A 25,242-nucleotide genomic window follows, 5' to 3' on the forward strand; every position below is an offset into this window, starting at 1 on the left:
CGAAACAGCTTCGGCGTTGTAAGGTTAAGCCTCACGGTTCATTAGTATCGGTTAGCTCAACGTATCGCTACGCTTACACACCCGACCTATCAACGTCGTAGTCTTCAACGTTCCTTCAGGACCCTTAAAGGGTCAGGGAGAACTCATCTCGGGGCAAGTTTCGTGCTTAGATGCTTTCAGCACTTATCTTTTCCGCATTTAGCTACCGGGCAATGCCATTGGCATGACAACCCGAACACCAGTGATGCGTCCACTCCGGTCCTCTCGTACTAGGAGCAGCCCCCCTCAATTCTCCAGCGCCCACGGCAGATAGGGACCGAACTGTCTCACGACGTTCTAAACCCAGCTCGCGTACCACTTTAAACGGCGAACAGCCGTACCCTTGGGACCTACTTCAGCCCCAGGATGTGATGAGCCGACATCGAGGTGCCAAACACCGCCGTCGATATGAACTCTTGGGCGGTATCAGCCTGTTATCCCCGGAGTACCTTTTATCCGTTGAGCGATGGCCCTTCCATTCAGAACCACCGGATCACTATGACCTGCTTTCGCACCTGCTCGAGCCGTCACTCTCGCAGTCAAGCTAGCTTATGCCATTGCACTAACCTCCTGATGTCCGACCAGGATTAGCTAACCTTCGTGCTCCTCCGTTACTCTTTGGGAGGAGACCGCCCCAGTCAAACTACCCACCAGACACTGTCCGCAACCCGGATTACGGGTCTACGTTAGAACACCAGCCATTAAAGGGTGGTATTTCAAGGTCGGCTCCACGCAGACTGGCGTCCACGCTTCAAAGCCTCCCACCTATCCTACACATCAAGGACCAGTGTTCAGTGTCAAGCTATAGTAAAGGTTCACGGGGTCTTTCCGTCTTGCCGCGGGTACACTGCATCTTCACAGCGAGTTCAATTTCACTGAGTCTCGGGTGGAGACAGCCTGGCCATCATTACGCCATTCGTGCAGGTCGGAACTTACCCGACAAGGAATTTCGCTACCTTAGGACCGTTATAGTTACGGCCGCCGTTTACCGGGGCTTCGATCAAGAGCTTCGCGTTGCCGCTAACCCCATCAATTAACCTTCCGGCACCGGGCAGGCGTCACACCGTATACGTCCACTTTCGTGTTTGCACAGTGCTGTGTTTTTAATAAACAGTTGCAGCCAGCTGGTATCTTCGACTGATTTCAGCTCCACCCGCAGGGGCTTCACCTACACATCAGCGTGCCTTCTCCCGAAGTTACGGCACCATTTTGCCTAGTTCCTTCACCCGAGTTCTCTCAAGCGCCTTGGTATTCTCTACCTGACCACCTGTGTCGGTTTGGGGTACGATTTGATGTTACCTGATGCTTAGAGGCTTTTCCTGGAAGCAGGGCATTTGTTACTTCAGTACCGTAGTACCTCGTCATCACACCTCAGCGTTAAAAAGAGTCCGGATTTACCTAAACTCTCCGCCTACATGCTTAAACCGGGACAACCGTCGCCCGGCTAACATAGCCTTCTCCGTCCCCCCTTCGCAGTAACACCAAGTACAGGAATATTAACCTGTTTCCCATCGACTACGCCTTTCGGCCTCGCCTTAGGGGTCGACTCACCCTGCCCCGATTAACGTTGGACAGGAACCCTTGGTCTTCCGGCGTGCGGGCTTTTCACCCGCATTATCGTTACTTATGTCAGCATTCGCACTTCTGATACCTCCAGCACCCCTCACAGGACACCTTCAACGGCTTACAGAACGCTCCCCTACCCAACAACGCATAAGCGTCGCTGCCGCAGCTTCGGTGCATGGTTTAGCCCCGTTACATCTTCCGCGCAGGCCGACTCGACCAGTGAGCTATTACGCTTTCTTTAAATGATGGCTGCTTCTAAGCCAACATCCTGGCTGTCTGTGCCTTCCCACATCGTTTCCCACTTAACCATGACTTTGGGACCTTAGCTGGCGGTCTGGGTTGTTTCCCTCTTCACGACGGACGTTAGCACCCGCCGTGTGTCTCCCGTGATAACATTCTTCGGTATTCGTAGTTTGCATCGGGTTGGTAAGCCGGGATGGCCCCCTAGCCGAAACAGTGCTCTACCCCCGAAGATGAATTCACGAGGCGCTACCTAAATAGCTTTCGGGGAGAACCAGCTATCTCCCGGTTTGATTGGCCTTTCACCCCCAGCCACAAGTCATCCGCTAATTTTTCAACATTAGTCGGTTCGGTCCTCCAGTTAGTGTTACCCAACCTTCAACCTGCCCATGGCTAGATCACCGGGTTTCGGGTCTATACCCTGCAACTTAACGCCCAGTTAAGACTCGGTTTCCCTTCGGCTCCCCTATACGGTTAACCTTGCTACAGAATATAAGTCGCTGACCCATTATACAAAAGGTACGCAGTCACACCACGAAGGTGCTCCCACTGCTTGTACGTACACGGTTTCAGGTTCTTTTTCACTCCCCTCGCCGGGGTTCTTTTCGCCTTTCCCTCACGGTACTGGTTCACTATCGGTCAGTCAGGAGTATTTAGCCTTGGAGGATGGTCCCCCCATATTCAGACAGGATACCACGTGTCCCGCCCTACTCTTCGAGTTCACAACCTGTGTGCTTTCGTGTACGGGGCTATCACCCTGTATCGCCGGACTTTCCAGACCGTTCCACTAACACACAAGCTGATTCAGACTCTGGGCTGCTCCCCGTTCGCTCGCCGCTACTGGGGGAATCTCGGTTGATTTCTTTTCCTCGGGGTACTTAGATGTTTCAGTTCCCCCGGTTCGCTTCGTTAAGCTATGTATTCACTTAACGATAGTGTGTCGGAACACACTGGGTTTCCCCATTCGGAAATCGCCGGGTCAAAGGTTCATATCACCTCGCCGGCGCTTATCGCAGATTAGCACGTCCTTCATCGCCTCTGACTGCCAGGGCATCCACCGTGTACGCTTAGTCGCTTAACCTCACAACCCGAAGATGTTTCTTTCGATTCATCATCAAATTGCGAAAATTTGAGAGACTCGAACACACCATTAAGGTGTGTCGTTTCAATTTTCAGCTTGATCCAGATTTTTAAAGAGCAAATATCTCAAACATGACTCACTGAGTCAGTTTTGAGATACGGGGGTCGGCGACTTTCACTCACAAACCAGCAAGTGGCGTCCCCTAGGGGATTCGAACCCCTGTTACCGCCGTGAAAGGGCGGTGTCCTGGGCCTCTAGACGAAGGGGACACTGAAGTCTGCTTCGGCAAGACGCCTTGCTATTTACTTTTCATCAGACAATCTGTGTGAGCACTACAAAGGCAGGTTCTTTAAGGTAAGGAGGTGATCCAACCGCAGGTTCCCCTACGGTTACCTTGTTACGACTTCACCCCAGTCATGAATCACAAAGTGGTAAGCGCCCTCCCGAAGGTTAAGCTACCTACTTCTTTTGCAACCCACTCCCATGGTGTGACGGGCGGTGTGTACAAGGCCCGGGAACGTATTCACCGTAGCATTCTGATCTACGATTACTAGCGATTCCGACTTCATGGAGTCGAGTTGCAGACTCCAATCCGGACTACGACATACTTTATGAGGTCCGCTTGCTCTCGCGAGGTCGCTTCTCTTTGTATATGCCATTGTAGCACGTGTGTAGCCCTACTCGTAAGGGCCATGATGACTTGACGTCATCCCCACCTTCCTCCAGTTTATCACTGGCAGTCTCCTTTGAGTTCCCGGCCGAACCGCTGGCAACAAAGGATAAGGGTTGCGCTCGTTGCGGGACTTAACCCAACATTTCACAACACGAGCTGACGACAGCCATGCAGCACCTGTCTCAGAGTTCCCGAAGGCACCAATCCATCTCTGGAAAGTTCTCTGGATGTCAAGAGTAGGTAAGGTTCTTCGCGTTGCATCGAATTAAACCACATGCTCCACCGCTTGTGCGGGCCCCCGTCAATTCATTTGAGTTTTAACCTTGCGGCCGTACTCCCCAGGCGGTCGACTTAACGCGTTAGCTCCGGAAGCCACTCCTCAAGGGAACAACCTCCAAGTCGACATCGTTTACGGCGTGGACTACCAGGGTATCTAATCCTGTTTGCTCCCCACGCTTTCGCACCTGAGCGTCAGTCTTTGTCCAGGGGGCCGCCTTCGCCACCGGTATTCCTCCAGATCTCTACGCATTTCACCGCTACACCTGGAATTCTACCCCCCTCTACAAGACTCTAGCCTGCCAGTTTCGAATGCAGTTCCCAGGTTGAGCCCGGGGATTTCACATCCGACTTGACAGACCGCCTGCGTGCGCTTTACGCCCAGTAATTCCGATTAACGCTTGCACCCTCCGTATTACCGCGGCTGCTGGCACGGAGTTAGCCGGTGCTTCTTCTGCGAGTAACGTCAATCACCAAGGTTATTAACCTTAATGCCTTCCTCCTCGCTGAAAGTACTTTACAACCCGAAGGCCTTCTTCATACACGCGGCATGGCTGCATCAGGCTTGCGCCCATTGTGCAATATTCCCCACTGCTGCCTCCCGTAGGAGTCTGGACCGTGTCTCAGTTCCAGTGTGGCTGGTCATCCTCTCAGACCAGCTAGGGATCGTCGCCTAGGTGAGCCGTTACCCCACCTACTAGCTAATCCCATCTGGGCACATCTGATGGCAAGAGGCCCGAAGGTCCCCCTCTTTGGTCTTGCGACGTTATGCGGTATTAGCTACCGTTTCCAGTAGTTATCCCCCTCCATCAGGCAGTTTCCCAGACATTACTCACCCGTCCGCCGCTCGTCACCCAGGAGCAAGCTCCCTGTGTTACCGCTCGACTTGCATGTGTTAGGCCTGCCGCCAGCGTTCAATCTGAGCCATGATCAAACTCTTCAATTTAAGTTTGATGCTCGTGAATTAAACTTCGTAATGAATTACGTATGTTCACTCAGAGACTTGGTATTCATTTATCGTCTTGCGACGTTAAGAATCCATGTCACTTTGAGTGCCCACACAGATTGTCTGATAAATTGTTAAAGAGCAGTGCCGCTTCGTTTTCACTGCGGCGCGGGGTGTGCATATTACGCTTTCCCGCTACAGAGTCAAGCATTTATTTTCGCTTTTCTCCGGGATTCTTCAGCGGCTTTCGCCGGAGAACCCTGCTGACCCGGCGGCTTGCTTGCCGTTGTTCCGTGTCAGTGGAGGCGCATTATAGGGAGTTATTCTGAAGCTGCAAGTGCAAAGTGAAAATTATTTACTGACCGCTCACTTTCCAGGCAAAACGCACTCCAGACATTCATTTTCGCCTGGTTTTTAAACAAAAACGAGCCGCAAGCGGCTCGTTTTTGATGTTTTGTGACTTACTGCACTGCCACAATTCGATCTTCATTCACTTCCAGACGAATTACTTTTCCTGGAATCAACTCCCCGGAAAGGATTTGCTGAGCCAGAGGGTTTTCGATCTGCTGCTGGATAGCACGTTTCAGAGGGCGTGCACCATAAACAGGATCGTAGCCATTCTCACTGAGCAGTTTCAGCGCGTCATCAGAGATGTGAATTTCATACCCACGTTCTTCCAGACGTTTATAAAGACGCTGGAGCTGAATCTGCGCGATAGAAGCAATGTGTTTTTCACCTAATGGGTGGAATACCACGACTTCATCGATACGGTTAATGAACTCAGGGCGGAAGCTATGACTCACAACCCCCAGAACCAGTTCCTTCATATGACCGTAATCCAGCTCACCAAAACGTTCCTGAATCAAATCAGAACCCAGGTTAGACGTCATGATCACAACGGTATTACGGAAATCGACTGTTCTCCCCTGCCCATCGGTGAGTCGTCCATCATCCAGAACCTGCAACAGAATGTTGAACACATCCGGGTGCGCTTTCTCCACTTCATCCAGAAGAATGACGGAGTAAGGACGGCGGCGTACCGCTTCAGTCAGATAGCCACCTTCTTCGTAGCCAACGTATCCCGGAGGTGCACCCACCAGACGTGAAACCGAGTGTTTTTCCATAAACTCAGACATATCGATACGGATCATCGCGTCATCGCTATCAAACATAAAGTTTGCCAGCGCTTTGCAGAGTTCTGTTTTACCCACCCCCGTTGGCCCCAGGAACAGGAATGAACCAATCGGACGATTTGGGTCAGACAAGCCCGCACGGCTACGGCGAATTGCATTCGATACAGCCTCAACGGCTTCATCCTGGCCGATAACCCGGTGGTGTAAGTCCTGCTCCATCCGCAGCAGTTTTTCACGTTCACTTTCCATCATGCGAGCGACCGGGATACCCGTCCAGCGCGCCAGCACTTCAGCGATTTCCGCATCGGTCACTTTGTTACGCAGCAGACGCATGGTTTTGCCTTCTGTCTGCGTTGCAGCTTCCAGCTGTTTTTCCAGCTCTGGAATTTTACCGTACTGAAGTTCAGACATCCGCCCCAGGTCACCTACCCGGCGAGCCTGTTCAATGGCAATTTTTGCCTGCTCCAGTTCTGCCTTAATCGTCTGGGTACCCGAAAGCGACGCTTTCTCCGCTTTCCACTCTTCTTCTAACTCAGAATACTGGCGCTCTTTGTCATCCAGTTCCTCGTTAAGCATATCCAGGCGTTTCTTACTGGCTTCATCAGACTCTTTCTTCAGCGCCTGCTGTTCCAGCTTGAGCTGAATGATTCGGCGGTCGAGTCTGTCCAGCTCTTCAGGTTTTGAGTCAATCTGCATACGAATACTCGACGCAGCTTCATCAATAAGGTCGATAGCTTTATCCGGCAGCTGGCGATCGGAGATATAACGGTGCGAAAGCGTCGCCGCTGCAACAATGGCCGGGTCGGTGATCTGCACATGGTGGTGCAACTCATAACGCTCTTTCAGGCCACGTAAAATCGCAATGGTGTCTTCGACCGTTGGCTCAGCAACGAATACTTTCTGGAAACGACGCTCAAGCGCAGCATCTTTTTCAATATACTGACGATACTCATCAAGCGTTGTCGCACCGACACAGTGAAGTTCACCACGCGCCAGCGCCGGTTTCAGCATGTTCCCGGCATCCATTGCGCCATCCGCTTTACCGGCACCGACCATAGTGTGCAATTCGTCGATAAACAGAATGACGTTGCCTTCCTGTTTTGCCAGGTCGTTAAGCACGCCTTTCAGACGTTCTTCGAATTCACCGCGGTATTTCGCCCCGGCTACCAACGCACCCATATCCAGAGCCAGCACACGGCGACCTTTCAGGCCTTCCGGTACTTCTCCATTAACAATACGTTGCGCCAGCCCTTCAACGATGGCGGTTTTACCGACACCCGGCTCACCAATCAAAACGGGATTGTTTTTGGTACGACGTTGCAGCACCTGGATGGTACGGCGAATTTCTTCATCACGGCCAATTACCGGGTCAAGCTTGCCCTGCTCGGCACGCTCGGTCAGATCGACCGTAAATTTTTTCAAAGCCTGACGTTGGTCTTCGGCTCCTTGATCGTTCACGCTTTCACCTCCGCGCATTTTTTCAATCGCCTGAGTCACGTTGGCGGTTGTTGCTCCGGCAGTTTTCAGCAGGTCGGTCAAAGTACCGCGTGATTCAAGCACCGCCAGAACAAACAGTTCCGACGATATAAAGTTGTCGCCACGTTTTTGCGCCAGCTTGTCGCAAAGATTCAGTACACGCACCAGATCCTGGGACGGCTGAACATCACCGCCGGTCCCTTCTACCTGCGGCAAACGGCTCAGTGCCTGATCGATAGCCGTGCGTAACTGGCCAGCATTAATACCGGCGGACGTTAATAATGGACGTACCGAACCCCCTTCCTGATTCAGCAAGGCGCTCATTAGATGAAGAGGTTCGATGAATTGGTTGTCGTGCCCCAGTGCGAGGGACTGGGCATCGGCGAGTGCAAGCTGGAATTTATTAGTAAGACGATCCAGACGCATAACTCCTCCCATAACAGGTCAAATTTGCTACTGGAGATTAAATGAGGTCATCCCTCAATTATTCAAGGTTAATGACCTGAATTATGTGAAAAGAAAACGGCACGTACCGGATCGTCTTGATTCTTTAGGTTATATCAGCCAAATAAAACTTGCCATACGACCCGTCGTCTTGTCACGACGATAAGAGAAAAAATCACCCTTTTCGGTGAACGTACAGCGATCGCCACCGAAGATTTGCGTAATACCCACGCGATGCAGACGCTGACGCGCAAGCTGATAAATATCGGCCAGATATTTTTCACCCACCGACTGAAACGCGGTGACGGCTTGCGGGTCTTTATCCATAAAGGCTTCGCGTACCTCAGGCCCGACTTCAAAGGCGCGAGGGCCAATTGCCGGGCCAAGCCAGGCAATAATGTTGGCAGGGTCATCGGCAAAGCAGGCGACCGTCTCCTCCAGAACCCCTTCGCACAAGCCACGCCATCCCGCGTGCGCGGCCGCGACTTCAGTTCCAGCATGGTTACAGAAGAGAACCGGCAGGCAATCGGCGGTCATAACGGCACAAACTGTCCCGGGAGTATTACTGTAAGAGGCGTCGGCGCGTTTAGAAACATAGGGTTCACCCGTCAGTTTCAGTACGTCCTTGCCATGCACCTGCTCGAGCCAGACGGGTTTTGACGGTAAGTTACCGGCCGCAAGCATACGCTTGCGGTTTTCCTCAACGTGTTCCAGAACATCACCGCAATGCGCGCCGAGATTTAATGACTCCCACGCGCCCTGGCTTACCCCGCCGATGCGGGTCGAACTACAGGCGGCCACACCCTCAGGAAGTGGCCACTCCGGGACAATCAGTTTGGTCATAACCAGGCCACCTGGTCCTTATGCTCTTCAAAATCAGCGCGTAATGCTTCGATAAGCTCCACCATATCCTGTGGGATAGGCGCGTGCCATTCCATCTGAATGCCGGTGATCGGATGGTAAAGACGCAGCATTGTTGCGTGCAGAGCCTGGCGGTCAAACTTACGCAGGACGCTGATGAACTCATCAGATGCGCCTTTAGGTGGGCGCGGACGACCACCGTAAACCTGATCACCCACCAGCGGATGAGTGATGTGTGCCATATGGACACGAATCTGGTGTGTACGACCCGTTTCAAGGCGCAGACGCAGACGCGTATGGATACGGAAATGCTCCATAATGCGGTAGTGCGTTACCGCCGGTTTCCCCATTGGGTGCACCGACATATGCGTGCGTTTGGTTGGGTGGCGGCTGATAGGTTCTTCTACCGTGCCCCCCGAGGTCATATGACCAATCGCGACAGCTTCATATTCACGGGTAATTTCACGCAGCTGCAACGATTCCACCAGACGTGTCTGTGCAGGAATGGTTTTCGCCACCACCATCAGACCTGTGGTGTCTTTATCCAGACGGTGAACAATACCGGCGCGCGGAACGTCCGCAATTGGCGGGTAGTAATGGAGGAGTGCGTTTAATACTGTACCATCAGGATTACCGGCACCTGGATGAACAACCAGATCGCGCGGCTTGTTGATAACCAGAATGTCATCATCTTCGTAGACGATGTCCAGTGGGATATCCTGCGGTTCAAAACGCACTTCTTCTTCAATTTCAGCATTGATGGCGACAGCTTCCCCACCTAACACTTTCTCTTTTGGTTTGTCCCAGACTTTGCCGTTTACCATCACGCGTTGGTCAAGGATCCATTCTTTTATACGTGAACGCGAATAATCAGGGAACAATTCGGCCAAAGCCTGATCTAAGCGTTGACCGAGCTGATTTTCGGAGACTGTTGCGGTGAGTTCTACTCGTTGTGCCATAAACTGCTTCTTCGTTTAACGTTGGGTTTTACGGCTTTGCCGTTTAATATAGTGTGCTATTGTAGCTGGTCTTAATCGGGAGCAGGAACAGAGTTTCTCCCGGACAAACATTTGAGGAAAGTCAAAACGTCATGACGCGCATGAAATATCTGGTGGCAGCGGCCACGTTGAGCCTGGCTTTGGTGGGCTGCTCCGGTTCAAATGAACAGGTCCCTGACAATCCGCCGAATGAAATCTATGCGACTGCACAACAAAAGTTGCAGGACGGTAACTGGAAACAGGCGATAACGCAACTGGAAGCGTTGGATAATCGCTATCCATTTGGTCCGTATTCACAGCAGGTACAGTTAGATCTCATCTACGCATACTATAAAAATGCCGATCTGCCGCTGGCTCAGGCAACCATCGATCGTTTCATGCGTCTGAACCCGACTCATCCTAACATCGACTATGTGATGTACATGCGCGGCCTCACCAACATGGCGCTGGACGACAGTGCTCTGCAAGGTTTCTTTGGTGTTGATCGTTCCGACCGCGATCCTCAACATGCGCGTGACGCCTTTAACGACTTCTCCAAGCTGGTGCGCAGTTATCCAAACAGCCAGTATATTACCGATGCCACTAAACGTCTGGTTTTCCTGAAAGACCGTCTGGCTAAGTATGAATACTCCGTTGCCGAATACTACACTCGCCGTGGCGCATGGGTTGCCGTGGTTAACCGTGTAGAAGGAATGCTGCGCGATTACCCAGATACGCAAGCCACGCGTGATGGCCTGAAGCTGATGGAAAATGCATACCGTCAAATGCAGATGAACGCGCAGGCTGAAAAGGTCGCGAAAATCATCGCCGCGAACAGCAGCAATACCTGATATTCCGCTCAAAGCAAAACGGCAGCCCAATGGCTGCCGTTTTTTTATTCATTTCTGTCGCAAGCTGAAGCGGTTTAGCTACAACACATCCTATCAACTATGGCCTCAATTTCTGACTTCGACAAGGTAAAAATCGCCTCTTCCTGTCCTGCCTCACAAAAAAGATTCCCTGACAAAAACCGACAAAATAACGTGATATAAATCACACATTTTGACATTAGGACAGGTATGCTGGGATCACCAAGACGGAAAGACAAGAGGTAAAATTTATGACAATGAACATTACCAGTAAACAAATGGAAATTACTCCGGCAATTCGCCAGCACGTCGCAGACCGTCTCGCCAAACTGGATAAATGGCAAACTCATTTGATTAATCCACATATCATCCTGTCCAAGGAGCCACAGGGTTTCATCGCTGACGCAACTATCAATACTCCAAACGGCCATCTGGTCGCCAGCGCTAAACACGAGGATATGTACACCGCAATTAACGATTTGATCAACAAGCTGGAACGGCAGCTCAATAAAGTGCAACACAAAGGCGAAGCCCGTCGCGCCACAACATCGGTGAAAGACGCCAGCCTCGCGGAAGAAGTTGAAGAAGAGTAATCCTTTAAATTGAGTGTACCGCCAACGCGCCTTCGGGCGCGTTTTTTATTGACAGGGTGAAAACAGTGCAGGTACTTTAACGGTATCAACCACAGGATGACTCAATGAAACTAACGCCGTTTTTCTTCGCATTCTTTTTTACCTTCCCCTGAATGGGAGGCGTTTCGTCGTGTGATAAAGAATGCGAAGACGAACAACAAGGCCTCCCAAACCGGGGGGCCTTTTTTATTGATAACGATAAAATGAGACAGGCAACACTATGACACCGGAAAACCCGTTACTGGATCTGCGAGTAAAAATCAGCGCGCTGGATGAAAAATTACTGGCACTGCTCGCAGAACGCCGCTTACTCGCTGTCGAAGTGGGCAAAGCCAAGCTGGACTCCCATCGCCCCGTACGTGATATCGACCGTGAGCGTGACCTGCTGGAGCGTCTGATTCAGCTTGGAAAAGCGCACCACCTTGATGCCCATTACATCACCCGTCTGTTCCAGCTTATCATCGAAGATTCCGTTCTGACCCAACAAGCGCTGTTACAGCAGCATCTGAACAAAACCAATCCGCACTCTGCCCGTATCGCGTTTCTGGGCCCGAAAGGTTCGTATTCACACCTGGCGGCACGTCAGTATGCAGCCCGCCATTTCGAAGAGTTTATCGAAAGTGGGTGCGCGAAGTTTGCCGACATTTTCAATCAGGTTGAAACCGGCCAGGCCGATTACGCCGTGGTCCCGATTGAAAATACCAGCTCCGGCGCCATCAATGATGTCTACGACCTGCTGCAACACACCAGTCTGTCGCTGGTTGGCGAGCTGACTATTCCAATTGACCACTGTGTTCTGGTCTCAGGCTCCACTGACCTGAGCAAAATCGACACGGTGTACAGCCATCCGCAGCCGTTCCAGCAATGCAGCCAGTTCCTGAACCGCTATCCGAACTGGAAGATTGAGTACACCGAAAGTACCTCTGCGGCGATGGAAAAAGTCGCGCAGGCAAACTCCCCGACCGTAGCCGCACTGGGTAGCGAAGCGGGTGGCGCGCTGTACGGATTGCAGGTGCTGGAACGTAACCTCGCTAACCAGACGCAAAACATTACGCGTTTTGTGGTGCTGGCGCGCAAAGCCATTAATGTGTCCGATCAGGTCCCGGCAAAAACCACGCTGTTGATGGCCACCGGCCAGCAGGCTGGTGCGCTGGTTGAAGCCCTGCTGGTGCTGCGTAATCACAATCTGATTATGACCAAACTGGAATCGCGCCCGATCCACGGCAACCCGTGGGAAGAGATGTTCTATCTTGATGTTCAGGCCAATCTGGAATCTGCATCCATGCAGAAAGCCCTGCGTGAGCTGGGTGAAATCACCCGCTCAATGAAAGTGCTCGGTTGCTATCCGAGCGAAAACGTTGTTCCGGTCGACCCGGCTTAACGTTCGATAAAGCGGCTTTTCTTCATCCCTGCCACGCTGACAGGCAGGGTGAAGATGGCCCCGGAAAGCGGATATTTTGCTGTTTCAGCATCGTCCATATTTTCCCGGGTCGTCGTGATAAACAACGTCTTCATATCGTCACCGCCAAAGCAGACCATCGTCGGGCAACGAACCGGAAGCCGGTATTCCTCGAGCTGTTCACCCTCTGGCGAAAATCTGGCGATGCGCCAGCCATCAAACAACGCGCTCCAGTAACAGCCTTCCACGTCCATCGCGGCACCGTCAGGTATCCCCTCGCCTTCCTTAAACCGCCGGAAAACATCTCGTTTGCCTGGCTCCCCCTGTTCATCCAGCGGTGTGCGATAGATAACGCCATTCGGCGTGTCGGAGGTAAACATCCATTGCTGGTCATTACTGAATGCCAGGCCGTTATGCCCGTGGATATCGCACTGAAGTACCTTCGGGGTCAGGTCGTTGTCGACACGCATCAGCATTGCGCCGTTATAGTCCCCAGGCCCCCAAAACGTCCCCGCATAGAAGCGACCACGGTTATCGGTGCCACCATCATTAAATCGTGCCAGCTGCGGGTTCGAGGGGTTGTCGCACACCTTGCGCTGAAGCAGCCCGTGCTTATCGGTCAACCAGATGGCATTTCGCATCGCGACAATAAAACCGCCACGTTCCCGCAGGGCAAAACATCCAACCTCTTCATGAAATGACAGGACAGTGTGCTCAGCCGTTGGCAGATGGTAACGATGGATCTCCCCTTCCAGAATATCAGCCCAGTAGAGTGCATTTTCATCTTCGCTCCACGTCGGGCATTCCGGTAAGTGCCCGGTGTAGTTCAATAACAGCTGCGGTTCCGTCATGTCATTTCCCCAAAAGAAAAAAGCCAGCATTGCTGGCTTTTAGTATATACATCATCACATTACTGGCGACTGTCATTTGCCTGGCGCAACAGGGTGCGGCTTTCGCTCTGGAAGCGCTGCGCATAATCGCCAAACCAGTGTTCAACCTTACGGAAACTGTCGATAAAAGCTTGTTTATCGCCATGCTCCAGCAAGGTGATGGCCTCACCAAAGCGCTGGTAGTAGCGTTTAATCAGCGCCAGGTTGTTCTCTGAAGACATAATAATGTCAGCATAAAGCTGCGGATCCTGCGCAAACAGACGCCCTACCATGGCCAGCTCCAGGCGATAGATTGGCGAAGAAAGCGCTAGCAACTGCTCAAGCTGCACGTTTTCTTCCGCCAGATGCAGGCCATAAGCAAAGGTTGCAAAGTGGCGCAGCGCCTGGATGAACGCCATGTTCTGATCGTGCTCAACCGCGCTAATGCGGTGCAAACGCGCACCCCATACCTGAATCTGTTCCAGGAACCACTGATAAGCTTCCGGCTGACGGCCATCACAATAGACCACCACCTGTTTGGCAAGGCTACCGCTATCCGGGCCAAACATCGGATGCAGACCCAGCACCGGGCCAGTGTGAGCGGCCAGCATCGCCTGCAACGGACCGTTTTTCACCGACGCCAAATCCACCAGAATGCAATCCTCCGGCAGCGGAGGTAGTTTCTCGATAATCTGTTCCGTCACGTGAATTGGCACGCTAACGATCACCATGCCCGCATCTTTTATCAGTTCCGGCGCGCGAGCCCAGTCTTCTTTTTCCAGAATACGAACCTGATAGCCAGAAAGCGTCAGCATTTTTTCAAACAGACGCCCCATCTGGCCCGCACCGCCTACAATCACAACCGGGCGCAGCGACGGGTAAAGGGTTTTAAAGCCTTTGTCGTTTTCGCTGGAATAGGATTCACGCATCACGCGACGCAGTACATCTTCAATTAAGTCTGGAGAAACCCCCAGCGCCTGCGCCTCTTTGCGGCGGGACGCAAGCATGGAAGCTTCACGCTCTGGTACATAAATCGGCAGGCCATATTTACTCTTAACCTCGCCCACTTCGGCAACCAGAGACATACGGCGCGCCAGCAGGTCCAGCAACGCCTTATCCACTTCATCAATTTGATCGCGCAATGCGGTCAATTCAGCAACCATAACTACCCTCTTATGCCAGACGCGTCGCCAGCTGGCCGTTCAAATCTTTGTGGATCTCACGCAGCAGTGCATCCGTAGCTTCCCAGCTGATACAGGCATCGGTTACAGACACCCCGTGCTTCATTGCGCTACGCGGTTGTTCAGATGACTGATTGCCTTCATGAATGTTGCTTTCAATCATCAGGCCGATAATAGAACGATTGCCATCTTTGATTTGCGCGACAACAGATTCAGCAACTGCAGGCTGACGACGGTAATCTTTGTTCGAGTTACCATGACTGCAATCTACCATCAGAGCCGGACGCAGTCCCGCCTGTTCCATCTCTTTTTCACACTGAGCGACATCTGCCGGGCTGTAGTTTGGCGCTTTACCGCCGCGCAGGATCACATGGCCATCCGGGTTACCCTGCGTTTGCAGCAGACAAACTTGCCCCGCCTGGTTGATGCCAACAAAGCGGTGTGGCATTGCCGCAGCACGCATTGCGTTAATCGCAGTTGCCAGGCTGCCGTCAGTCCCGTTTTTGAAACCAACAGGCATGGACAGACCAGACGCCATCTCGCGGTGGGTTTGCGACTCAGTGGTACGCGCACCGATAGCAGACCAGCTAAACAGGTCACCCAGGTATTGCGGGCTATTCGGATCCAGCGCTTCGGTTGCCAAAGGCAGCCCCATGCTGACCAGCTCAACCAGCAGGCGACGCGCAATCTTCAGGCCAGCTTCCACATCAAACGAGCCATCCATGTGCGGATCGTTAATCAACCCTTTCCAGCCAACAGTGGTACGTGGCTTTTCAAAATAGACGCGCATCACCAGATAGAGGCTATCGCTGACCTCCTCCGCTAATGTTTTAAATCGACGGGCATATTCAATGGCGGTTTCAGGATCGTGAATAGAGCATGGGCCACATACCACCAGCAGACGCGGATCGCGCCCGGCGATGATGTCAGAAATGGTCTGGCGAGAGTGCTCAATTTGCTCCTCTTGCGCAATGCTCAGCGGGAATTCCGCTTTCAGTTGATCCGGGGTAATTAAAATCTGTTCGTCAGTGATATGTACGTTGTTCAGCGCGTCTTTTTGCATGATTGCGATCCTGTAAAGCTCGTTTGCGATAGTTGTTTTCCTCTAAGAGGTGAGACAACGATACCACAACAAGTAAAGATTTCAATCCAAAATACGTACACATTACTTTACAACAGCCAATTTATTGCAAAAATCAGCCGATAAAAACGTAAACTTAAAATTACACTCTACTTATCTTCCGCCAGGCTATGCTGAAGAAAAAAGGAGAATGTCTATGCGTTCAATCGCGTTAGCGCTACTGGCCCTGTCTTTATCAGGCTGCCAGATCAATCCCTACACCTTCCAGCCCGACTGGACAAGCCCTGACTGGTTTGGCGCGGGAAAAGAAGACGCCATGAACGGCGTGCCGGTTAAAGATAATCAGGCGCTGGCCGATAATTTTAACGATCCGAAAGTTGATCGTAGTGAATATCTCCGCGGTTATGCGGATGGTCAGAAGAAAGTTTGTGAAGAAGGATTTATTCACGCATGGGGTTTAGCAGGCAAATCATTTCCAGCCAGTTGCGATACCGTAGAAAATGCAGCAAAACTTCACGATGCCTGGCAACAAGGGATGGATGAAAGCATGAAGGCCAGCAGGCTTAATTGATCTTTATCTTTTACCATCGGAATAAATGTAACTGTGAGATTTAACCTAAGTCAACGTAGTTGCATTTCTGACATAATGACGGCTTTGACAAACAATGGTATTCTGCCGACAACTCTTAAGGACATCTATTTCCAGAGCGGTATGGCGGTTTCTGGTGAGAATTTCATTCTTGATCTCTTTGTACCGACTGACTCTGGCATTGATGCTGTTTCTTACTGCGGGCGTAACGGTTGCCGGAACGCAAACGGAAACCGATAAATCGGTGCGTTCAATTGTTTCGGGTATTGTGAGTTATACCCGATGGCCAGCACTTTCCGGCCAGCCGAAACTCTGTATTTACGCCACATCGCGCTACACGCAGGCACTCAGCCGCGAAGATGGGCATAGTGAGTTACCCTACACTCCTGCTATCGTGCGTAACGATCAGGAAGCACTGGCAGCCATGTGCGACGCTATATATTTCGGGAACGAATCCCCTGCCCAACAACTTGATTTAATAAGTCAGTATCAGGGCCGAGCGTTGCTATTAATCTCAGAACAGAATCCGGAATGTGTTATTGGAAGCGCATTTTGTCTCATTATAGAAGACGACCGGGTTAGGTTTTCCGTAAATCTGGATGCACTGTCTCGCAGTGGTGTAAGAGTCAGTCCAGATGTATTAATGCTTGCACGGAATTCGAAGCATGAATAAGGATTTCACTTCAGCTCCACGTCCTACGTTTAAAAGAACGTTGAGGCGTATCAGCATGATAAGCGTCATAATAACAATGACGTTTATATGGCTGTTGCTTTGTTTCGCTTCCGTCGTGACGTTAAAACAATACGCGCAAAAAAATCTCGAATTAACCGGCGCAACCATGAGCCACAGCCTTGAAGCTTCGCTGGTTTTCAACGACTCTCTGGCCGCGAATGAAACACTCGCCACCCTCGGCAAACAGGGGCAATTTGCGGTAGCAGAAGTCCTCAATATCCATGAAAAACGTTTTGCCTGGTGGTCATGGAACCCTGAAGACAATACGGATACGCTGGGTGCGTTAGTCAGCCGCTGGTTGTTCCCAAACCCTGTCGCGCAGCCCATTATGCATAACGGCAATAAGATTGGTGAAATTCGCCTTACGGCACGCGACAGTCTTATCAGCCACTTTATCTGGATGTCGTTTGCCGTTCTTACCGGCTGCATTCTTTTTGCTTCTCTGGTGGCATTAACTATTACCCGCTCCCTGCACCAGGGCATGGTCACGGCGATGCAAAATATTACCGATGTCGTTCATGACGTGCGCACCAACCGTAATTTCTCGCGCCGGGTCAAAGAGGGCAGAATTGAGGAGTTCCACCGTTTTGGCGAGGACTTCAACAGCCTGCTGGACGAAATGGAAGAGTGGCAACTGAAGCTCCAGGCCAAAAATGCACAGTTACTGCGTACCGCGATGCACGACCCGTTAACCGGCCTGGCTAACCGCGCGGCATTTCGCAACAGTATTGCGGCGTTAATGAATGACTCTTCCGCAAAAATGAACTCTGCCCTGCTTTTCCTGGATGGCGATAACTTTAAATTTATCAATGATACATGGGGACATGCCGCTGGCGACTGCGTGCTTATTGAGGTCGCCAGTAGAATGGTGGAGTTCGGAGAAAACCGCCATCAATCGTACCGTCTTGGTGGCGATGAATTTGCGATGATCCTGTACGGCGTACATTCTGAACCCGATGTTCAACACATTTGTGCTGCGCTGTCGCAGCAGTTTATCCGCCCGTTCGATTTGCATAACGGGCACACGGCGTCGATGTCACTCAGCATTGGCTTTGCTCTGGCGTGGGAAAATGTTTCAGTGGAAGCATTACTGGAGCAAGCCGACCGCAATATGTACCTGGTTAAAAACCAGCGTTCAAAAACAATATCCTAGAAAGGAATACGATATGTTAAAGCGATACCTCGCACCGCTCTTACTGGCATCAATGGTTCTGGCTGGATGTCAGACCCCGCCACAAGGAAAATTCACTGCAGAGCAAATCGCCGCCATGAAGTCATATGGCTTCAATGAACTCAATGGCGACTGGTCACTGGGACTTTCTGACACCATTCTGTTCGGCAAAAATGAAGCGCAACTGCGTCCTGAGAGCGAAAAACAGATCCAGACAATGGCAACACGTCTGGCTGCGACCGGTTTAACTCATGCGCGCATGGATGGACACACCGACAACTACGGTGAAGATAGCTATAACGAAGCGTTATCGTTAAAACGAGCCAATGTCGTTGCCGACAGCTGGGCAAAAGGTGCCAGCATCCCGCGCAGTAATCTCACCACTCAGGGGTTAGGTAAAAAATACCCGGTAGCCAGCAACAGTACATCGAAAGGTCGTGCTGAAAACCGCCGCGTAGCAGTAGTCATCAGCACGCCATAGACATTATTTAACGGATGATTCGGCGAGCGACACATTTATGGCCGCTCGCCAGCGCAGCCAGTCAAACAAAATAAACAGTACCAGACTGCCTCCCATCACCGGAAGTGCCAGCCCCAGCAGTATGCTCATTACCGCAGTGACTAACCTTGCAGGAAGCGATAACGCCAGCCAGCTCTGACAGAGTGTCTGAACCGGGTTTGCGCTTGACTGGGCAGGACGACGCATCCACCACAGGCGGTATCCCCAAAGGATCAGCACGCAGAGCGCAAGACCAAAAGCGATAAGCAAAAGCTGGTTTGCCAGACCAAACAAAATCCCCATGTGGAAATCCACACCCCAGCGAGTCAGCTTGGCCATGAGCGGGAAATCGTCGAACCGGGTTCTGTCCAGGACCTGCATGGAATGGGGATCAACCGACACGCTATCTACCTGTGTCGGCCAGCTACGATCGATTTCGGTTACCGTCCAGGCTTGATTAGCTGCTTTGGCCGGGCGGATCTCCAGCTTGCTGGCATCGATTCCTGCCTTTCTGGCGGCATCCAACACACCGTCAAACTGCGTCAGATCCATATCCATCTCTGGCATCATCATTCCGCCATGATGACCGTGATGCTCAGCGTGCTCATCCATCTGCTGAGGCGCACCGGAAAGCTGGGTGTTAACCTGCGGCGTGAGCCAGTTCATTTCAGCCCGCAGTTTATCGACATTCCCCCCTGCCCACTGCGACCAGGTCAGCCCGGTTGCCGAGAACAGCAACATCCCGCCCAGCAGGATCCAGCCGAGCGTGACATGCAGGCGCCGACGGTTCTGGAAGCGATTATTGATGCGTCGCTTTGGCCGGGTATAAAACCACAGAGCAATTCCCCCCAGTGCGGCAACCCACATCCATGAAGCAGCCAGCTCGCTGTAAAGCCGCCCGGTATCACCCAGCATCAGTGAAGTATGCAGATAATCAATAGTCTGACGAAGTGGCAGAATTCCGCTGGTGCCGTATACCGTCAGATCGCCACGCACTTCAAGGCTGACAGGATCGATAAAAATCGCCCGATTCTCTGATGGCCCAAGCGAAGGGTCGGCGAACATCACACGGGTCGTTTCACCTTCAGTCAGTCCAGGGCGAACGGCATGCAGTCTCAGTTCCGGGCCCACAGTTTTTTCTGCCACGGCAATTTGTTCCGCCAGCGACTGCGGTTCCCCCACAGCATCCGTGTGAAGCGCGTGCCGGTACAACACATTTTCCAGCTGCGGCGTTGCCACATACAGCGTGCCGGTCAGGGCAGCGAAGAAGATAAACGGGCCGACAAACAGCCCAATATAGAAATGGAGTCGACGCAGCAGGTTTCCCCATGCCGCGCGCGGAGTGCAGGTGGTCATACTTTTCCTTTTTAAGGCCAAAAGTTATCGAATTTATTTTTAAAGGGAAAAAGCAGACCAGCGCGGTGGCGCGCGAGTATCAGGATAAAGCCAGGGGAAAAAGTGCCAGTGACTGACCGCCTGACGAGGAGGCTTCACCCGCAGTCTTTGCATCACCACACTGAGCAGGACGATCAGCGCCAGCATCATGCCAGGAACATGGGCTAACAGTACGCAGTAACCGCACGCTTCAGCATGATCAACCGGCATGGTGTGCTGCATATCGCCATGATGTTCATCCATCGACATCATGCTCATATCATGATGCATTCCCGGCATCGCGCTCATGGGATCTTTTTGCAACGAGACGGAGATAAGCGGCGCCACCACGATCAGCAGGATCGCAAACAGCGCGGTCAATGCCGCTGCGCGTTTCCAGTTGTGCTGATGCAGTGTGTTATCCACTTACCCTCCACGGAAGAGGCAAGCATTGTAAATGATTTATGACGAAAGGGTTAACGCGAGAGATGCGATGAGATAAAAAAAGGGCCAGCCTTTCGGCCAGCCCTTTTTAACAGGATGTCGCTTAAGCGAATCTTAGTTCAGACGCTCTTTAATACGAGCTGACTTACCAGTACGCTCACGCAGGTAGTACAGTTTAGCTTTACGTACAGCACCACGACGTTTAACAGCAATGCTGTCAACTACCGGAGAGTGAGTCTGGAAGACACGCTCAACGCCTTCGCCGTTGGAAATTTTACGAACAGTGAATGCAGAGTGCAGACCGCGGTTACGAATAGCGATAACCACGCCCTCGAATGCCTGCAGACGTTTTTTGGAACCTTCAACAACCCATACTTTCACTTCCACGCTGTCACCTGGACGGAAGGAAGGTACGTCCTGCTTCATCTGCTCTTGTTCAATTTGTTTAATGATGTTGCTCATAATTTAATCTCTTATCCTGGGTAAACTGATATTCGGGAGCGTATTACGCATTCCCATCATGTTCATGCTGCTGGTGCGCGTGTTCAGTTTTGAACTCGGCCAGCAACTTTGCTTGCTCTTCAGTCAGAGCCAGGTTTTCCAGAAGTTCAGGTCTTCTAAGCCAGGTCCGGCCCAGCGACTGCTTCAAACGCCAGCGACGTATCTCGGCATGGTTTCCAGACAGCAATACTGCCGGTACTTCCATCCCTTCTAACACTTCAGGACGAGTATAGTGTGGACAGTCCAGCAATCCATCGGCAAAAGAATCTTCTGTTGCCGAAGCCTCATGGCCCAGTACCCCCGGAATGAACCGGGCGACGGAGTCAATCAGCGTCATCGCTGGTAACTCACCACCGCTGAGAACGTAATCGCCGATAGACCATTCTTCATCAATCTCGGTTTGAATTACGCGCTCATCTATCCCTTCATAGCGACCACAGACCAGAATCAGCTTTTGATTCGTCGCCAGTTCGCTCACGCCCGCTTGATCAAGCTTGCGTCCCTGAGGTGACAGATAAATCACCTTCGCGCCTTCACCTGCCGCGGCTTTTGCTGTGTGAATGGCGTCCCGTAAGGGTTGCACCATCATCAACATCCCCGGTCCGCCACCGTAAGGACGTTCGTCCACGGTACGGTGCCGGTCATGAGCAAAGTCACGAGGACTCCAGCTCTGGATGCTCAGCAGGCCATTTTTTACTGCCCGGCCAGTTACCCCGTAATCGGTAATCGCGCGGAACATTTCAGGAAACAGGCTAATTATGCCAATCCACATAGCGCCGTCTTTTACCGTTTATCCGGAGAATTTAAAAACCAGGATCCCAATCTACTTCAATGGTTTGAGTAGTGAGATCGACATTCTTGATAACCTGTCCATCGAGGAACGGAACCAACCGCTCCTTGATGCCAAATGCATCTTTCAGGTTTGCCTTGATGACGAGAACGTCATTTGATCCGGTTTCCATCATATCAATGACTTTACCAAGACCATAACCTTCAGTGGTCACTACCTGGCAGCCAATAAGGTCTTTCCAGTAGTAGCCATCATCCAGCTTCGGCAACTGCGACGAATCAACGACAATTTCACAATTAGTCAGTAGATTCGCGGCATCGCGATCGTCAACGCCTTTCAGCTTGATAACGATATCCTGATTGTGGTGACGCCAGCTTTCCAGCTCGACCTCTTCCCACTTACCGCCTTTCTGGATAAACCAGGGCTGGTAATCAAAAATGCTTTCGGCGTCTTCAGTGGAGGAAAACACTCTGAGCCAACCACGGATACCGTAAGTAGAACCCATTTTCCCCAATACGATCGGTTCAACAGGTACTGGTGCGGTGTGTTGCTTGCTCATCATGACCACCGTGACAGATTAAGCTGCTTTGTTTGCTGCTTTGATCAGCGTAGCAACGCGATCGGAAACAGTAGCGCCCTGGCCAACCCAGTGAGCGATACGATCCAGATCCAGACGAGTTTCTTCTTCTGCGCCAGAGGCCAGTGGGTTGAAGAAACCAACGCGCTCAATGAAGCGACCGTTGCGTGCATTACGGCTGTCAGTAACAACAACCTGGTAGAACGGACGCTTTTTAGCGCCGTGACGTGCTAAACGAATAGTTACCATAACATCCTCTTGTGTGAATAAAACAACCGGGCCCCATCGAGGAACGGAGCCCGGGTGTCATATTAAAAGCCCGAAAATTTTACTGATTTCTGCGGAAAATGCAATCAGCAGTTGCGAAGTCTGCCAGAAAAGGCCGTCGGCGGTGCAGTCAGTTCGGTGCCAGCGTGCGCGCAGCCACCGGAGCGTACACGCAGTACGTGAGGATGGCGAGCACACCCCGGTGCCGAAATGGCAAACAAGCCAGGCCGCTTAGCGGCCTGGGAATCCTGGGGGCATCATCCCTTTCATGCCGCGCATCATCTTCGCCATACCGCCTTTCTTCATTTTCTTCATCATGCGCTGCATGTCGTCGAACTGTTTCAGAAGACGGTTAACGTCCTGTACCTGCATCCCACATCCTGCTGCGATACGGCGTTTACGGGAACCTTTGATGATGTCCGGGTTAGCGCGCTCTTTCAGCGTCATCGAGTTGATGATGGCCTCCATTCGCACCAGCACTTTGTCATCCATCTGCGCTTTTACGTTGTCAGGGATCTGGCCCATGCCCGGCAGTTTGCCCATCAGGCTCGCCATGCCGCCCATGTTTTTCATCTGACGCAGTTGCTCAAGGAAGTCGGTCAGATCGAAACCGTCGCCTTTTTTCAGCTTGCTGGCCAGCTTCTCGGCCTGCGCACGGTCTACTTTGCTCTCGATATCTTCGATAAGCGACAGCACATCGCCCATGCCGAGAATACGGGAGGCAATACGGTCTGGGTGGAACGGCTCCAGGGCTTCGGTTTTCTCGCCAACGCCGAGGAACTTAATTGGCTTACCGGTGATATGGCGAATAGAAAGCGCCGCACCACCACGCGCATCACCGTCCACTTTCGTCAGCACCACGCCGGTTAACGGCAGTGCTTCGTTGAAGGCTTTTGCGGTATTCGCCGCATCCTGGCCGGTCATGGCATCGACAACAAACAGAGTTTCTACCGGATTGATAGAAGCATGAACCTGCTTGATTTCGTCCATCATCGCTTCGTCAACGTGCAGACGACCGGCGGTATCCACCAGCAGCACGTCGTAGAATTTCAACTTCGCTTCTTTCAGCGCAGCGTTCACGATGTCGACAGGTTTCTGGGCAACGTCAGACGGGAAGAAATCCACGCCAACCTGCTCTGCCAGGGTTTCCAGCTGTTTGATTGCCGCAGGGCGGTATACGTCCGCAGAGACAACCAGCACTTTTTTCTTGTGCTTCTCGCGCAGGAATTTACCCAGCTTACCCACGCTTGTGGTTTTACCCGCACCTTGCAGGCCGGCCATCAGCACCACTGCCGGTGGCTGAGCCGCCAGGTTAAGCACCTGGTTCTCTTCGCCCATCGCCGAAACCAGTTCGGTACGAACGATTTTGACGAACTCCTGACCCGGGGTCAGGCTCTTGTTAACTTCGTGACCAACCGCTTTTTCTTTAACGCGGCTGATAAAATCACGCACGACAGGCAACGCAACGTCTGCTTCGAGCAGCGCCATACGCACTTCGCGCAGCGTTTCCTTAATATTTTCTTCGGTGAGGCGTCCGCGGCCGCTGATGTTGCGCAGCGTGCGCGACAAACGATCGGTTAAATTATCAAACATTGTCTCTCGCCTGAGGTAGAAACGTTGGGTCGCATTAGCGACACATACACAGAATTTTGCCGGAGTATAACATGAAGGCGGCTTTGTTGTTATGCAACGGTTGGAGCACGCGTCACGTAACGTTATACTGCTTCTCTTTATTATTAAGACGACTGTCGACGCCTATATGCCTGTTTTCGCACTGATCGCCCTTGTTGCCTACTCTGTCAGCCTCGCGCTGATCATTCCTGGCCTGCTGCAAAAAAACAGCGGCTGGCGACGTATGGCCATTCTTTCAGCGGTGATCGCGCTCATATGCCACGCTTTTGCGCTGGAATCGCGCATTATTCCCGGCGATGGCAGCGTGCAAAACCTGAGCGTACTTAACGTCGGCTCGCTGGTCAGCCTGATGATCTGTACGGTAATGACTATAGTGGCATCCAAAAACCGTGGCTGGCTGCTGCTGCCGATTGTCTATTCCTTTGCGCTGATCAATCTGGCCTTAGCCACCTTTATGCCCAATGAGTTCATTACCCACCTGGAAGCTACGCCGGGAATGCTTGTGCATATTGGCTTGTCGCTGTTCGCGTATGCCACGCTGATTATTGCCGCGCTGTACGCAATGCAGCTGGCCTGGATTGACTACCAGCTGAAAAACAAAAAGCTGGCCTTCAACCATGAAATGCCGCCGCTGATGGTCATCGAACGTAAAATGTTCCACATCACCCAGGTCGGGGTTGTACTGTTGACGCTAACACTCTGTACTGGCCTGTTTTATATGAAAAACCTCTTCAGCGTGGAGAATATCGACAAAGCCGTCCTCTCCATCATTGCGTGGTTTGTCTATATTGTCCTGTTATGGGGCCATTATCATGAAGGCTGGCGCGGTCGCCGCGTGGTCTGGTTCAACGTTGCGGGTGCAGGCATTCTCACTCTTGCCTATTTCGGTAGCCGCTTCATACAGCAATTTGCTGGCTAAGTA

Annotated in this window: 22 protein-coding genes, 1 tRNA gene, 2 rRNA genes and 1 other annotated feature; of the genes, 9 read left to right on the forward strand and 16 right to left on the reverse strand. The window is 51.9% G+C overall.

The annotated features are described in order from the left end of the window. Positions 1 to 20: 20 nt before the first annotated feature. The 6 genes from ACT9TW_RS22635 to rluD all read right to left on the reverse strand — a co-directional run bounded on the left by ACT9TW_RS22635 (position 21) and on the right by rluD (position 9,694). A 23S ribosomal RNA gene (locus ACT9TW_RS22635) occupies positions 21 to 2,926 on the reverse strand. Between the two features lie 193 nt (positions 2,927 to 3,119). Further along, positions 3,120 to 3,195, reverse strand: a tRNA-Glu gene (locus ACT9TW_RS22640). 86 nt (positions 3,196 to 3,281) lie between these two features. After that, positions 3,282 to 4,821, reverse strand: a 16S ribosomal RNA gene (locus ACT9TW_RS22645). Together the 16S and 23S rRNA genes with 1 tRNA gene alongside form the textbook arrangement of a ribosomal RNA operon. 461 nt (positions 4,822 to 5,282) lie before the next feature. Next, positions 5,283 to 7,856, reverse strand: coding sequence for an ATP-dependent chaperone ClpB (gene clpB / locus ACT9TW_RS22650; protein WP_182062105.1), 2,574 nt, complete (start codon positions 7,854 to 7,856; stop codon positions 5,283 to 5,285). Between the two features lie 129 nt (positions 7,857 to 7,985). Continuing rightward, the gene (yfiH, locus tag ACT9TW_RS22655; protein WP_446493759.1) at positions 7,986 to 8,717 is read right to left on the reverse strand and encodes a purine nucleoside phosphorylase YfiH; all 732 of its coding nucleotides are present in this window, start codon (positions 8,715 to 8,717) and stop codon (positions 7,986 to 7,988) included. Beyond that, positions 8,714 to 9,694 carry a 23S rRNA pseudouridine(1911/1915/1917) synthase RluD gene (gene rluD / locus ACT9TW_RS22660; protein WP_182062107.1) on the reverse strand — a complete coding sequence of 327 codons (981 nt, stop codon included), beginning with the start codon at positions 9,692 to 9,694 and terminating at the stop codon, positions 8,714 to 8,716. The genes yfiH and rluD overlap by 4 nt, the downstream gene beginning before the upstream one ends. Positions 9,695 to 9,825: 131 nt before the next feature. On the opposite strand from rluD, the gene bamD reads away from it, so the two are divergent. From bamD to pheA, 4 genes are all read left to right on the forward strand, one after another. Beyond that, on the forward strand, positions 9,826 to 10,563 hold the full coding sequence (gene bamD / locus ACT9TW_RS22665; protein WP_181620428.1) for an outer membrane protein assembly factor BamD: 738 nt from the start codon (positions 9,826 to 9,828) through the stop codon (positions 10,561 to 10,563). A 269-nt stretch (positions 10,564 to 10,832) separates the two neighbouring features. After that, positions 10,833 to 11,174: a ribosome-associated translation inhibitor RaiA gene (gene raiA / locus ACT9TW_RS22670; protein WP_014071397.1), complete on the forward strand. Its 342-nt coding sequence runs from the start codon at positions 10,833 to 10,835 to the stop codon at positions 11,172 to 11,174. A 103-nt stretch (positions 11,175 to 11,277) separates the two neighbouring features. Continuing rightward, positions 11,278 to 11,403, forward strand: a sequence feature (Phe leader region). Beyond that, positions 11,279 to 11,326 carry a pheA operon leader peptide PheL gene (pheL, locus tag ACT9TW_RS22675; protein WP_100249759.1) on the forward strand — a complete coding sequence of 16 codons (48 nt, stop codon included), beginning with the start codon at positions 11,279 to 11,281 and terminating at the stop codon, positions 11,324 to 11,326. Its footprint overlaps the feature before it by 48 nt. A gap of 30 nt (positions 11,404 to 11,433) precedes the next feature. Then, complete coding sequence (gene pheA / locus ACT9TW_RS22680) at positions 11,434 to 12,594, forward strand: bifunctional chorismate mutase/prephenate dehydratase (RefSeq protein ID WP_182062108.1); 1,161 nt, start codon at positions 11,434 to 11,436, stop codon at positions 12,592 to 12,594. Here pheA and ACT9TW_RS22685 read toward each other — a convergent pair. Genes ACT9TW_RS22685 through aroF form a run of 3 tightly spaced genes read right to left on the reverse strand, consistent with a single transcriptional unit; the run spans position 12,591 to position 15,725 of the window. Further along, complete coding sequence (locus tag ACT9TW_RS22685) at positions 12,591 to 13,463, reverse strand: SMP-30/gluconolactonase/LRE family protein (protein WP_446493760.1); 873 nt, start codon at positions 13,461 to 13,463, stop codon at positions 12,591 to 12,593. The genes pheA and ACT9TW_RS22685 overlap by 4 nt on opposite strands. A 59-nt stretch (positions 13,464 to 13,522) precedes the next feature. Next, entirely contained in the window at positions 13,523 to 14,644 is a 1,122-nt protein-coding gene (tyrA, locus tag ACT9TW_RS22690; protein ID WP_446493761.1) for a bifunctional chorismate mutase/prephenate dehydrogenase, read from the reverse strand. Between the two features lie 10 nt (positions 14,645 to 14,654). Then, positions 14,655 to 15,725, reverse strand: coding sequence for a 3-deoxy-7-phosphoheptulonate synthase AroF (aroF, locus tag ACT9TW_RS22695; RefSeq protein WP_182062111.1), 1,071 nt, complete (start codon positions 15,723 to 15,725; stop codon positions 14,655 to 14,657). 214 nt (positions 15,726 to 15,939) lie between these two features. On the opposite strand from aroF, the gene ACT9TW_RS22700 reads away from it, so the two are divergent. The 4 genes from ACT9TW_RS22700 to ACT9TW_RS22715 all read left to right on the forward strand — a co-directional run bounded on the left by ACT9TW_RS22700 (position 15,940) and on the right by ACT9TW_RS22715 (position 18,717). Beyond that, positions 15,940 to 16,314, forward strand: coding sequence for a DUF2799 domain-containing protein (locus ACT9TW_RS22700; RefSeq protein WP_014071402.1), 375 nt, complete (start codon positions 15,940 to 15,942; stop codon positions 16,312 to 16,314). Between the two features lie 154 nt (positions 16,315 to 16,468). Continuing rightward, the gene (locus tag ACT9TW_RS22705) at positions 16,469 to 17,005 is read left to right on the forward strand and encodes a YfiR family protein (RefSeq protein WP_446493762.1); all 537 of its coding nucleotides are present in this window, start codon (positions 16,469 to 16,471) and stop codon (positions 17,003 to 17,005) included. Further along, a complete protein-coding gene (gene dgcN, locus ACT9TW_RS22710; RefSeq protein ID WP_446493763.1) occupies positions 16,998 to 18,218 on the forward strand; it encodes a diguanylate cyclase DgcN in 1,221 nt (406 codons plus the stop codon). The genes ACT9TW_RS22705 and dgcN overlap by 8 nt, the downstream gene beginning before the upstream one ends. A gap of 13 nt (positions 18,219 to 18,231) precedes the next feature. Next, positions 18,232 to 18,717 (forward strand): OmpA family protein, encoded by a 486-nt coding sequence (locus ACT9TW_RS22715; RefSeq protein ID WP_446493764.1) that lies wholly within the window; start codon positions 18,232 to 18,234, stop codon positions 18,715 to 18,717. Between the two features lie 3 nt (positions 18,718 to 18,720). Here the strand turns inward: ACT9TW_RS22715 and ACT9TW_RS22720 are convergent, their stop codons facing one another. From ACT9TW_RS22720 to ffh, 7 genes are all read right to left on the reverse strand, one after another. Continuing rightward, positions 18,721 to 20,091, reverse strand: coding sequence for a PepSY-associated TM helix domain-containing protein (locus tag ACT9TW_RS22720; protein ID WP_446493765.1), 1,371 nt, complete (start codon positions 20,089 to 20,091; stop codon positions 18,721 to 18,723). A 39-nt stretch (positions 20,092 to 20,130) separates the two neighbouring features. Then, positions 20,131 to 20,535, reverse strand: a complete 405-nt coding sequence (locus tag ACT9TW_RS22725) for a DUF2946 domain-containing protein (RefSeq protein WP_446493766.1) — start codon at positions 20,533 to 20,535, stop codon at positions 20,131 to 20,133. Positions 20,536 to 20,667: 132 nt separating this feature from the next. After that, positions 20,668 to 21,015, reverse strand: coding sequence for a 50S ribosomal protein L19 (gene rplS, locus ACT9TW_RS22730; RefSeq protein WP_041146788.1), 348 nt, complete (start codon positions 21,013 to 21,015; stop codon positions 20,668 to 20,670). A 43-nt stretch (positions 21,016 to 21,058) separates the two neighbouring features. Next, positions 21,059 to 21,826 carry a tRNA (guanosine(37)-N1)-methyltransferase TrmD gene (gene trmD / locus ACT9TW_RS22735; protein ID WP_446493767.1) on the reverse strand — a complete coding sequence of 256 codons (768 nt, stop codon included), beginning with the start codon at positions 21,824 to 21,826 and terminating at the stop codon, positions 21,059 to 21,061. 31 nt (positions 21,827 to 21,857) lie between these two features. Beyond that, complete coding sequence (rimM, locus tag ACT9TW_RS22740; RefSeq protein WP_182062118.1) at positions 21,858 to 22,403, reverse strand: ribosome maturation factor RimM; 546 nt, start codon at positions 22,401 to 22,403, stop codon at positions 21,858 to 21,860. An 18-nt stretch (positions 22,404 to 22,421) separates the two neighbouring features. Continuing rightward, positions 22,422 to 22,670: a 30S ribosomal protein S16 gene (gene rpsP / locus ACT9TW_RS22745; protein ID WP_022649067.1), complete on the reverse strand. Its 249-nt coding sequence runs from the start codon at positions 22,668 to 22,670 to the stop codon at positions 22,422 to 22,424. A gap of 249 nt (positions 22,671 to 22,919) precedes the next feature. After that, positions 22,920 to 24,281, reverse strand: coding sequence for a signal recognition particle protein (gene ffh / locus ACT9TW_RS22750; protein WP_182062119.1), 1,362 nt, complete (start codon positions 24,279 to 24,281; stop codon positions 22,920 to 22,922). A gap of 166 nt (positions 24,282 to 24,447) precedes the next feature. Here ffh and ACT9TW_RS22755 point away from each other — a divergent pair, with 166 nt between their 5' ends. After that, complete coding sequence (locus ACT9TW_RS22755; RefSeq protein ID WP_182062120.1) at positions 24,448 to 25,239, forward strand: cytochrome C assembly family protein; 792 nt, start codon at positions 24,448 to 24,450, stop codon at positions 25,237 to 25,239. The last annotated feature ends 3 nt before the right edge of the window (positions 25,240 to 25,242 follow it).

The sequence above is a fragment of the Enterobacter sp. C4G1 genome, assembly GCF_052886895.1.